This is a genomic window from Spirillospora sp. NPDC046719, from assembly GCF_040645715.1.
Classification (GTDB): Bacteria; Actinomycetota; Actinomycetes; order Streptosporangiales; family Streptosporangiaceae; genus Spirillospora.
This window is the reverse complement of record NZ_JBEYYT010000331.1, coordinates 1-10,913: the sequence shown is the minus strand read 5'-3', so window position 1 is coordinate 10,913 and position 10,913 is coordinate 1. Positions and strand designations below refer to the sequence as shown.

Annotated in this window: 10 protein-coding genes; 2 read left to right on the top strand and 8 right to left on the bottom strand. The window is 73.4% G+C overall.

The genetic code is table 11. The annotated features are described in order from the left end of the window. Positions 1-66: 66 nt before the first annotated feature. From ABZ914_RS37525 to ABZ914_RS37505, 5 genes are read right to left on the bottom strand one after another with little or no spacing between them, the layout of a single operon-like run. Positions 67-1,017 (bottom strand): DUF4380 domain-containing protein, encoded by a 951-nt coding sequence (locus ABZ914_RS37525; protein WP_500199142.1) that lies wholly within the window; start codon positions 1,015-1,017, stop codon positions 67-69. A 29-nt stretch (positions 1,018-1,046) separates the two neighbouring features. Then, positions 1,047-2,153 (bottom strand): zinc-dependent alcohol dehydrogenase family protein, encoded by a 1,107-nt coding sequence (locus ABZ914_RS37520; RefSeq protein WP_500199140.1) that lies wholly within the window; start codon positions 2,151-2,153, stop codon positions 1,047-1,049. Positions 2,154-2,164: 11 nt separating this feature from the next. Next, positions 2,165-3,187, bottom strand: a complete 1,023-nt coding sequence (locus ABZ914_RS37515) for an ABC transporter permease (protein WP_500199138.1) — start codon at positions 3,185-3,187, stop codon at positions 2,165-2,167. Positions 3,188-3,217: 30 nt separating this feature from the next. Beyond that, a complete protein-coding gene (locus tag ABZ914_RS37510; protein WP_500199136.1) occupies positions 3,218-4,714 on the bottom strand; it encodes a sugar ABC transporter ATP-binding protein in 1,497 nt (498 codons plus the stop codon). Positions 4,715-4,733: 19 nt separating this feature from the next. Continuing rightward, positions 4,734-5,720: a substrate-binding domain-containing protein gene (locus ABZ914_RS37505; RefSeq protein ID WP_500199134.1), complete on the bottom strand. Its 987-nt coding sequence runs from the start codon at positions 5,718-5,720 to the stop codon at positions 4,734-4,736. A 137-nt stretch (positions 5,721-5,857) separates the two neighbouring features. Between ABZ914_RS37505 and ABZ914_RS37500 the strand changes: the two genes are divergently transcribed. After that, positions 5,858-6,556, top strand: a complete 699-nt coding sequence (locus ABZ914_RS37500; protein ID WP_500199132.1) for a FadR/GntR family transcriptional regulator — start codon at positions 5,858-5,860, stop codon at positions 6,554-6,556. A gap of 92 nt (positions 6,557-6,648) precedes the next feature. Here the strand turns inward: ABZ914_RS37500 and ABZ914_RS37495 are convergent, their stop codons facing one another. Further along, entirely contained in the window at positions 6,649-7,512 is an 864-nt protein-coding gene (locus ABZ914_RS37495) for a hypothetical protein (protein WP_500199130.1), read from the bottom strand. 200 nt (positions 7,513-7,712) lie between these two features. Here ABZ914_RS37495 and ABZ914_RS37490 point away from each other — a divergent pair, with 200 nt between their 5' ends. Then, positions 7,713-8,822, top strand: a complete 1,110-nt coding sequence (locus tag ABZ914_RS37490) for a serine hydrolase domain-containing protein (protein ID WP_500199128.1) — start codon at positions 7,713-7,715, stop codon at positions 8,820-8,822. Here the strand turns inward: ABZ914_RS37490 and ABZ914_RS37485 are convergent. Together ABZ914_RS37485 and ABZ914_RS37480 are read right to left on the bottom strand one after the other, a co-directional pair. Then, the gene (locus ABZ914_RS37485; protein WP_500199127.1) at positions 8,812-9,534 is read right to left on the bottom strand and encodes an OBAP family protein; all 723 of its coding nucleotides are present in this window, start codon (positions 9,532-9,534) and stop codon (positions 8,812-8,814) included. The genes ABZ914_RS37490 and ABZ914_RS37485 overlap by 11 nt on opposite strands. A gap of 103 nt (positions 9,535-9,637) precedes the next feature. After that, on the bottom strand, positions 9,638-10,913 hold a 1,276-nt coding region (locus tag ABZ914_RS37480; RefSeq protein ID WP_500199126.1), incomplete at its 5' end, for a YncE family protein.

Sequence of the window (10,913 nt, the reverse complement as noted above, 5' to 3'; positions counted from 1 at the left end):
GGCGGGCGGTGGCCGCGCCGATCCCCTGGGCGGCGCCGTTGACGACGGCGACCGGGCGCGTCGCGGTCACGGCGTCCCACCTCCCTCGCCGGCCGGCGCGACCGTCACGCGGACGCCGAGCGCGGTCTCCGCTCCCGGCGCGAGCGTCTCCCACGGGCCGAGCGCCTCGCACTCGACGATCCGGGCGGGCGGCGCCAGCCCGCCGAGGTGCTCCAGCGGACGGTCGAGGGGATGCTCCATCCACACCTCGGCGCGCGAGCCGCCGTCCGGGTACGGGGCGCCGTCGTGGACGTCGAACTCCATGGTCAGGCGACGCCCGGCCCGCGTGTAGGCCAGGCGTCCCGTGGCGTGCGGGAAGCCGAGCTTGCCGACGGCGTCCTGCGCGGGCACCTCGACGGTGTCCGGGCGCGGGCGCGTCCAGGTGGGCGCGGCCGTGCCGACCGCGAGCTCGACCGGTTCGCCGAAGCCCGGCCCCACGCTGACCTGGACCGTTCCACCACCCGGGTACTGGGCGACGTTCCACACCGCCCACCGCACCGGCGCAGGCGACCCGTTGACGGCGGAGACGCGCAGGTCGTAGCCGGGCTCACCGGCGCGCAACCGGATCTCGCGGCGCAGCCGCAGCCCGGTCCGCGGATCGTGCTCGCTTTCCAGCACCACCGCCGCATCGTCCGAACCCGCGCGGACCTCGGCCGCGTACGGGCCCGAGTCGAGCACCGGGTCGGGCGGCCCGGCCCACTCCCCCGGCGACGACCAGCCCTGCGGCGCCGGCCAGGTCTTGTCACCGCCGTAGTTGCGCCAGTTCGCCATCGGCCCCGAGGTGCGTTCCGGCCGGTGCCCGCCGACGGGGTGCAGCCGGTCGTCGAGCAGCGCCGGGTTGCGCCACAGCAGCTCGTCGCCGTCGTGGACGAGGCTCAGCAGCCGTCCGCCCAGCGCCGGGGCGATCCCGAGCCGCAGCGCCCCGTTGCCGAGCCACACCACCTCGTACGGGCCGGACGTGTCGGTCTCGACGTGCACGGCTCCCGCGACGGCACCGGTTCCGGCCGTCACTGCGCCGCGTCCGGGACGAGCACGACCTTGCCCTTGCTCGCGCCGGCGGCCAGCGCGTACGCCTCGCCGGCCCGCGACAGCGGGAAGACGTCGCTGACCGTCTTCTCCGGCCGCAGCCCCCAGCCGACGAGGTTGCGCGCCAGCTCGCTCATCGCCGGCAGCGACGTCACCCAGGACGCGTGGATCGTGAGCTGCTTGTGCAGCAGCGTGTCGGAGACCTCGGTGCACAGGTCGCCGCCCTCGCCGACCAGCGAGACGTGGCCCCACTCGGCCGCCGCCTCCAGCGCGAGGCTCCGGCCGGGGCGCGTCCCCGAGCAGTCGATCGTCACGCCCGCGCCGCCGCGCCCGGTGAGGTCCGCGACCGCCTCCGCCGTGCCGTCGCCCGCGGGCAGGGTCGCGTCGAACACGCCGAGCGTCCCGGCCCAGGCGCGGCGCGCCTCGGACGGCTCGACGCCGATCACCTTCCGCGCGCCCATGCCGCGCCCGATCATCCCGGCGGCGAGCCCGACTGGGCCGAGCCCGACCACCAGCAGGTCGGTGTCGCCGCTCACCCCGGCGCGGCGCAGCCCCTCGTAGGCGGTGCCGAACCCGCAGGCGATCAGCGCGCCGTCGACGTAGGACAGCTCGTCCGGCAACGGCACGCAGGTCCGCTCCTCGGCGAGCAGGTACGGGGCGTGCCCGCCGTCGCGCTGCCACCCGTAGGACTCGCGGCCGGAGTCGCAGCTGATGTAGTGGCCGCGGCGGCAGTTGTCGCAGAGCCCGCAGCCCACGATGTGGTAGACGATGACGCGGTCGCCCACGCCGAACCGCCGCACGCCCGGCCCGGCGGCGACGATCCGGCCGGACGGCTCGTGCCCCGCGATCACTCCCCGGTAGGCGGGGCCGTCCACGCCGCGGTAGCCCTTGTAGCCCCGGTAGATGTAGCCGATGTCGCTGCCGCAGATGCCGGACGCGCCGACCTCGATCAGCACCTGCCCGTGGCCGGGCTCCGGCACGTCGGACTCCCGCAGCACGGCGGTGGAGTCGCCGGGCAGGAACACGCCCTCCATCCGCGCGGGCGCCCCCTCGGCGCCCGCGGGCCGCGTCGTCGATGTCACGGTCACACCGCCCCCTTTCAGGCCGCCGCGCCGGCGCGTCCGCGCCGCGCGACCACCACGTTGATCAGTACGGCGCCGACGATGATCACGCCGCGCACCACGTTCTGCAGGAAGGAGTCCACGCCGAGCAGCACCAGGCCGTTGCCGATCACGGTGATGAACACGACGCCGAGCAGGGTGCCGAGCATCCCGCCGCGGCCCCCGGCCAGCGCCGTCCCGCCGATGACCACCGCCGCGATCACGTCGAACTCCAGCCCGGACGCCGCGCCGCCGCTGCCGGAGCCGAGCCGGGCCGCCAGCAGGATCCCGGTGACCGCCGACAGCAGCCCGGTCGTGGCGAACAGCAGCACCCGGATCCGGGTCAGGTTGATGCCCGCCAGCCGCGCCGCGCCCGCGTTGCCGCCGATCGTGTAGACCGACCGCCCGTACGCGGTGAACCGGGCGACGTAGGCGAAGACCCCGAACAGCACCAGCATCACGATCGCCGACGTCGGGATCCCCGCGACGTCCCCGCCGAGCACGTCGAACACGCCGCTGTCGGGCAGCGTCACCGGCAGCGCGTCGGTGAGATACAGCCCGAGGCCGCCGAGGATGCTCCACAGCCCGAGCGTCGTGATGAACGACGGCACGTCGAACACCGCGCGCAGCCACCCCGCGATCGCGCCCCACACCACGCCGAGCAGCAGGGTCACCACGATCGCGCCGCCGACGCCGAGGCCCCACTCGGTGGCGCCCTTGGCGACCAGCACCGAGGAGAACGCCGTCGCCGGGCCGATGCTGATGTCGATCTCCCCGGCGATGATGACCAGGGTGACGCCCCAGGCGGCGATGCCGACGGTGGCGGCGTCCCGCAGGATGCCGAGCTGGTTGTGCACCGACAGGAAGCCCGCGGCGGAACTGCCGAGCGCCACGTACAGCGCGACGATCGCGACCAGCAGGCCGATCTCGTTCAGCTGGTGCGACCGGCCGTTCAGCAGGCGCCCCGCCACGCCCGTGATGCGCGTCCCGCCGGGCGGCGGGACGGTCCGAGTGGTGGTCATGGTCTCTCCTCGTCTCTCAGGGCGGGTCACTCAGGCCGCCATCGCGGCGGACAGCACGGCGTCCACGGTCACCTCGTCGCCGGTGAACTCGGCGGCGACCGTCCCGCCGCGCAGCGCGATGACGCGGTCGCACACCAGCGGCAGCTCCTCCAGCTCGCCGGACACGAACAGCACGGCGGCGCCCCGGTCGGCCAGCTCCCGGACCAGCCGGTAGATGCCCTCCTTGGCCTCCACGTCCACGCCGCGCGTCGGCTCGTCCAGCAGCAGGATCCGGCTGCCCGCGTGCAGCCACCGGCCGATCACGGCCTTCTGCTGGTTGCCGCCGCTCAGCGCGGCGATCGGGGTGCGGGTGGAGGCGGTGGCGATCGACAGCCGCTCGATCAGCCCGCGCGCGGCCCGGTCGATCCGGGCCGGCACCACGGACGTGCCGCTGCTCACCGCCCGGAAGTCCGACATCACCATGTTCTCGCCGACGCCGAGCAGCGGGACGATCGCCTCGCTCTTGCGGTCCTCCGGCGTCAGCCCGACGCCGCGGCGCTTCATCCCGGCCGCGGTCACCCGCGGCACCTCCCGGCCGTCCACCCGGACGGTCCCGGCGGCGGCCGGCTCGAACCCGGCGATCGCGCGCAGCACCTCGGTGCGGCCCGACCCCATCAGCCCGGCCAGCCCGAGGATCTCGCCCGGGTACAGGTCGAAGGACACGTCGGCGACCTTCGGCGGGACGCTCAGCCCCGACACCGACAGCAGCGGCGTGCCGTCGCGGTCCACGGCGCGGGCCCGCGGCCGGACCGCCGCCTCGTACGCCGAGCCGAGCATCATCGCGACCGCGTCCTCGGTGGAGGTGGTCGCCATGTCGACGGTCCCGACCACCTCGCCGTTCCGCATGACGGTCGCGGTCCGCGCGATCCGCCGGATCTCGTCGAGCCGGTGGCTGACGTAGACGACCGCGACGCCGCTCGCGGCGATCCGCCGGACCGCCTCCAGGACGGTCTCCACCTCGGCCGCGGCGAGCGCGCTGGTCGGCTCGTCCAGGATCAGCAGCCGCGGCTCGCGGCGCACCGCCCGGCAGATCTCCACGAGCTGCTGCTCGGCCAGCGGCAGCGCGCCGACCTGCGCGTCCGGGGCGATGTCCAGGCCGAGCCGGTCGAAGACCTCCCGGGCCGCGCGGCGCATCGCGGGGTGGTCGACCCGGCCCGCCGCCGACCGCGGCCACGCGCCGAGGAACAGGTTCTCCGCGGCCGTCATCCCCGGCACCAGGCTGAGCTCCTGGTGGACGGTCCGCACCCCGAGCTCGCCGGCGCGCCGGACGCCGCCGTCGCCGAGCGGGGCGCCGCCGATCTCGACCGTGCCCGCGTCGGCGCGCTCGACCCCGGACAGCACCTTGATCAGGGTGGACTTCCCGGCGCCGTTGCGGCCGAGGAGCGCGCGGACCTCGCCCGCCTCGATCTCCAGGCTCGCCCCCGTCAGCGCCCGGACGCCCGGGTAGTGCTTGGTGACGTCGGCGACGCGTACCAGCGGCGTGCTCATACGGCTCCTCTTCTCGGGGTTACGGGATGCCATCGGAGTGCTCCTGAAGCCAGCGCGCCCCGTCCTTCGGGCCGAGGTACCGGTCGATCGGCGCGGGGATGACGAACCGGTCGCTCGGCCGGCCCGCCAGCACGTCCCGCGCGGCCTGGGCCGCCAGCCGCCCGACCTTGATCCCGGAGATGTCGGCGACGCCCTTCAGGACCCGTCCGTCCTGCAGCTTCTTGGCGGCGTCGACCGACATGTCGCCGCCGAACACGGCGGTCCTGCCGGCCCTGCCGCGCGCCTCGACGGCCCGCACCGCGCCCAGCATCTGCGACCCGGCCTCGCCGTAGAAGGCGTCGATGTCGGGATGCGCGGTGAGCAGCTGCTCGCCCCGCTCGACGGCCTCGTCCAGCGCGAGGCCCTGCTGGTTCGCCACGATCCTCGCGCCCGGCACCCGCGCCTTGAGCGCCTTCTCGAAGCCCTGCCGGCGCTGGATGCAGACCTCGAACTGCTCGCAGTTGATCACGCCGACCTTGGGGGCGCGCTTCCCGGCGGCGAGGAAGTAGGCGGCCATCTGCTCACCGCTGACCCGGCCGAACTCGGCGGGGTCGCCGAGGACGAACGACTGCACGTACTTGCGCGCCTGCGCGTCCTCGATGCAGGTGTTGTAGCAGATCACCGGGACGCCGCTCTCCTTGGCGAGGCGCAGCGCCGGGATCGACGCCGTCGCCGACGCCGGGGACACGATGAGCGCGTCGACCTTCGCCGAGCTCATCGTGTTGATGAACGAACTCTCCTTGGCCGGGTCCGACTGGATGTTGGTCTGCACCAGCTGGGGGTCCCGGTCCCCATGGCCGAGCGTCGAGCGCAGCCCGCGCTCCACGCCCGCGTAGTAGCCCTCGGCGTTCAGGTACACGACGCCGATGCGCCCGTGCTCGCCCACCCGGCCGCAGGCGGCCGTGACCGCCAGGACCGCCGCGACCGCCATGAGCACGGCCGCCAGACGGCGCTTGGCATGCTTCATCGACGTACTCCTCGTTCCGGCAACCTGCTGACCTTGTCTAATGCCCCCGGCCGGGCGCTGTCAATATTAATTCCTAATTTATGATTACACTGCGAGGGCTAGGGTACTCGGCGGACGAGCGAAGGAGGGGGCCTCCCGTGGTGCGCTACTCGGAGCGCGGACTGCACGGCCAGACGGTGCAGGAGATCGCGCGACGCATCCTCGGCGGTGAGCTGAACCCCGGCGACACCATCGACGTGGCGGCGCTCGGCGACGAGCTGGACGTCAGCCTCACCGCGCTGCGCGAGGCGCTGAAGGTGCTCGCGGCGAAGGGCCTGGTCGCCTCGCGGCAGAAGCGGGGCACGTTCGTGCGCCCCCGCTCCGACTGGAGCCTCCTCGACCCCGACGTCATCCGCTGGCAGTTCGCCAACCGCGACGACCAGGCGTTCCTGCAGAACCTGGCCGAGGTGCGCGGCATCATCGAGCCCCAGGCGGCCCGCTACGCGGCCCTGCGCCGCACCCCCGACGACCTCGCCGCCCTGGACGGGGCCCTCGCCGCCATGAAGGCCGCCGACGGCGACCTCGCCCGCGCCGTCCAGGCCGACCTGGACTTCCACCGCGGCCTGCTCACCGCCACCCACAACGAGCTGCTGGAGCGGATGGAGGTCGTCATCGAGGTCGGCCTCGCCGAACGCGACCGCCTCGTGCACGGCGTCCGTCCCCACGACGACCCCGTCCCGAGCCACCGCGCGGTCCTCGACGCCGTCCGCGACGCCGACCCGGACCGCGCGGAGAAGGCCATGCACGACCTCCTCGTCAAGGCCGCGCACGACCTCGACACCCTCACCGCCGACTGACGCCGCCGCCCGCCGGACAGGGGGCGGGCGGGCCGGTCAGGCGCGGATCATCCGGCAGGGCTCGACGCCGACGCCGCCCCGGCGCGTCCGGGCTAGCCCTCGATGAAGATCAGGTCGGTGATGGGCTTGGTGAGCCGGACGGTGTCGCCGGTGACCTCGATGACGGTGTCGAACCCGGTCGCGTGGGCGTCGGAGATGACGTACAGCCGGTCGTTGAGGGTGGCCATGTACGCCTTGAAGCCGGCGAGCGAGGGGTCGCCCGGCGTGAGGGCGTAGTACTCGGCGAGGCGGCGGAACAGCTTGGGCAGGATGACCAGCCGCTCGGACAGGTCGTCCTGGGCGTGGACGGTGGCGCCGCCGGTGGTGGCGTCGGCGGCCCAGACCCCCGTCCTCGCCGCGCGGGCGGCGTCGGCGGCCTCGGTCAGCGTGGCGCGCAGGTCGGGGTAGAGCTTGCTGTAGAAGGTCGGGTAGACCAGGCCGTCGGCCAGCAGCCGGTGGTTCACGCTCGTCTTCAGCAGCGCCGGGTCGGTGAACACCGGCTCCAGGTCGGGCCGGTCGGTGTCGCCGGCGAAGGCGAACGCGACGGGGCGGCCGTACTTGTCGCCGAACCGGGTCAGGATGTACCCGGGGGTGGCGTCCGGGGTCGCGCTGGTGACGACCTCGCCGTCGCGGACCACGCCGGAGAACCCGATCAGCTCCAGCAGCCGGGCGCCGGCGGCGTGGGCGAGCTCCAGCGGCTGGTGCATGGTGTGGCCGCCGTGGCCGGGCGGCGTGTAGTGGGTCTCCAGCGCGTCGATCGCGTCCAGCCGCAGCTGGGCCGCGCCGCTCGCGCCGAGGCGCACGTTCAGGTGCAGGCGCGTGAACGCGTCCGCGGCGCTGGGGAAGAAGTGCACGGAGTCCCCGTCGGGCTGGCTGTGCACGATCCGGTACTGGCCCTTGATCAGATACAGCGACACCGTGCTCTCCTCACGGCCGGCGACCTCGTCCACTCCCGAGTCAAGCAGTGATCGGGCGGCTACACACCGCTCTAGCCGAGGTTGGCCACAAAATCGACCCCGCGCCGCCGCTTGCGCGAACCCCGGCCGCCGTCCCGTCGGCGCTCGGTCGCGGAGAAATCCGGTTGCTTCCGGCGGAGCATGGGCGCTGAATACTACGCATGGCCGACATTCAGGGGTCCTGCGACGCCCCGTTCTCCGCGGTGTCCGAGGCGCTGGCCGGGTTGCTGGACGGCGGGGACGCGGGCGGCTCGGTCGCGGTCTTCGTGGACGGCGAGCCCGTCGCGGACGTCTGGGGCGGGTTCGCCGACGCGGACCGCACGGTCCCCTGGCGGCGTGACACGATCACCAACGTCTGGTCGGTCACCAAGACGATGACGGCGCTGTGCGCGCTGGTGCTGGCCGACCGCGGCGACCTCGACCTCGGCGCGCCGGTCGCGCGGTACTGGCCGGAGTTCGCCGCGGCGGGCAAGGAGAAGGTGCTGGTGCGGCACCTCCTCTCGCACACGGCGGGGCTGCCCGACTGGGACGGTCCGGTCGAGGAGCTGTATGACTGGCCGTCCGCCACCGCCCGCCTGGCCGCGCAGGCTCCGCAGTGGGAACCGGGGAGCACGGCCGGGTACCACTCGCTCACCCAGGGGTTCCTCGTCGGCGAGGTCGTCCGCCGGATCACGGGCCGGAGCGTCGGCGGGTTCTTCGCCGAGGAGGTCGCCGCGCCGCTGGGCGCGGACTTCCACATCGGGTTGCCCGCCGAGCACGACCACCGGGTGGCGCTCACGGTCCCGCCGCCGTCGCGGGACGAGGGCTATGCCGCCAGCGCGCCCGGCAGTGGCGCGTCCCCCGCGACCGCCGCCACCACCGTACGGGTGCGGGACGGCAACAGCGTCGCCTGGCGCCGTGCGCAGATCCCGGCGGCGAGCGGATTCGGCAACGCCCGCTCGGTCGCCCTCGTGCAGTCGGTCATGGCTTGCGGAGGCGCGATCCGTGGACGGCGGCTGCTGTCGCAAGCGGGTTGTGATCGCGCGCGGGAGGAACAGTTCCAGGGCGTGGACCGCCTCCTGGGCATGCCGGTCCGGTACGGCCTGGGCTACGGGCTGTTCGGCAGCGCCTTCGGGTGGGGCGGCTGGGGCGGCTCGATCGTCGTGGTCGAACCCGGCGACCGCATGGCGGTGGCGTACGTGACGAACCAGATGCGCGAACCCGCTGACGACGAGCGGGGGATGGAGGTCATCGCGGCCGCCTACGAGGGCCTCGGGCGCCTCACCGCCTGAAGGCCGTCTCCTCCGGCATCGGGATGCCGTCCCGGTCCTGCCGCTTGCCCGGCGTCGAGACGCCGAGCCTGCGGTCGCGGGAGTGGATCAGCTCCTCGTCGGCCTGGCCGTCCTCCGTCAGGCCCATCATCAGTTGCGGGACTCCGTACGGGAAGTCGTCGCGGTCGTACTGCCACGTGTGGAACGTCTTCCCATAGGTCGTCACGAGGTCCTCGAAGTAGGCCCGCTCGGCCATGTCGGGGATGCCCGGGGCCACCAGGATGCCCGACTTCACCTCGTAGTGGTGGCTGTGCCACAGCCGCTTCTCGTCGTCGGGCAGACCCTCGAAGCGCTCCCTGGTGATGATGTACTCGATGCCGATGAGGCGGGCGTCGGGCGCGTTCCGATCGAAGATCACGCACTGGTGCAGGTCATGCTGGAGGTGAATGCAGAAATGCGACGCCTCCACCTGCCGCCCCATGTCGTCGGCGTACATGTGGAAGCCGTTCAGGTAGGTGCTCATCGCCTGGAGCGGGTATTTCGTCTGCATGGCGCCGGCCGCCATGTCGAGCGCGCGGTGCTTGAGCGGGTGCCCCTTGCCGGTCCTGCTCAGCGTGGCCGCCTTACGGCCGAGCATCAGGCTCGCGGTGGCCGCGGCGCCCGCGGCGGCGCCGACCGTCCCGGCCAGCGCCCGGCCGCGCGCCGGCCGCGATCTGCCATGTGTAAGCCCCATGGGCGCCGCATACCCGGCAGCCGGACACCGAACCGCGCAAGGCCGCGTGCGGGAGGCAGGGCGCGCCGCGCGGCTCGCCTTGCCTCCCGGCGGGCCGAGGGGATCAGGTGGTGGGACTGGTCCAGCCGGCGGGGATGTGGGCGATGCGGACGCGCTGCGGGTGGTCGCCGACCGGCACGGAGACGACCTTGCGGCCGGTGGCGAAGTCGATCGCGGTGACCTGGTCGGCGCCGCTCTCGGAGATGACGCAGTCGCGGCCGTCGCCGCTGACGGTGGCCCAGTACGGCTTGGACGCGGTGACGAGCGGGCCCTCCTGGAGGGTGGCGCGGTCGACGACGGTCGCGTAGTCGTCCATGGTCCCGGCGACGCACAGCTTGGCGCCGTCGGGGCTCATGGACAGGCCGTGGTGGCGCGAGTCGTTGACGAAGGTGGTCCGGTCGTCGCTGGTCGCGGGGTTCTTCGGCAGCGTCCTGATGCGGGTGATCTTGTCGGTGGCGACGTCGTACTCGATGAAGCCGTTGAAGAAGGAGACCTGGAAGTACAGCTTGGAGAAGTCGGGGGTGAACACCGCCGGGCGGACGGCGTTGGACAGGTCCTTGCGGCCGAACGCGTCCAGGCGCGAGCGCATGTCGATGGTCTTGACGACCTTGTAGGTGGTCGCGTCGGCGATGGTGATGTGCCGGTCGCCCTTGGTCCAGTCGAGGGACGGGTCGTCGAGGTCGGTCTCGACGTTGCCGATGGACATGTTCCAGATGTACTTGCCGTCGGCGGTGAAGATGCTCTCGTGGGGCTTGTCGCCGGAGGCGAACGACCCGAGCTGCTTTCCGGTGTTGATGTCCAGCACGTGAACGGTCTTGCCGAGCGAGGCCGAGACCGCGACCTTGGTGCCGTCGGGCGAGACGGCCATGTGGTCGGCGCGGTAGCCCGACACCTGGAAGCGCCACCTGACCTTCCCGGTGGTCAGGTCGATGGAGACGACGTCGCCGAAGCTGGGCCGCGAGGCGACGAGGGCACTGCCGTCGGGGGTGGAGTACAGGTCGTCGACGAGCTGGTCGTGCCCCTCGCCGGCGGTCGCCCGGATGCCGAGGAAGACGGCGAGGCGGACGGGGTTGGTGTAGATCTCGGTGAGGCGCTGGGCCTTGTCGGGGACGACGTCGATACGGCCGATCTTGGCGAAGTCGCCGCTGGGGTTGATGACGTCGGCGGTGCCGTCCCAGTTGTTGCCGACGAACATCACCTCGCGCAGCGGCGCGGCCTGCGCGGCGGCGGAGCCGATGGGGCCGGAGACCGGGGCGATGGCGCAGGCGGCCAGCACGGCCGCCGCGGCGAGGCCCCGCAGGCGCCGGCGCCGGCGGGCGGGGAGGGTCCGGGCGGGGGCG

Excerpts from the sequence above, each read along its gene's own strand:
- ABZ914_RS37505 (WP_500199134.1), bottom strand. The coding sequence starts at position 5,720 with ATGAAGCATGCCAAGCGCCGTCTGGCGGCCGTGCTCATGGCGGTCGCG.
- ABZ914_RS37515 (WP_500199138.1), bottom strand. The coding sequence starts at position 3,187 with ATGACCACCACTCGGACCGTCCCGCCGCCCGGCGGGACGCGCATCACG.
- ABZ914_RS37485 (WP_500199127.1), bottom strand. The coding sequence starts at position 9,534 with ATGGGGCTTACACATGGCAGATCGCGGCCGGCGCGCGGCCGGGCGCTG.
- ABZ914_RS37490 (WP_500199128.1), top strand. The coding sequence starts at position 7,713 with ATGGCCGACATTCAGGGGTCCTGCGACGCCCCGTTCTCCGCGGTGTCC.
- ABZ914_RS37510 (WP_500199136.1), bottom strand. The coding sequence starts at position 4,714 with ATGAGCACGCCGCTGGTACGCGTCGCCGACGTCACCAAGCACTACCCG.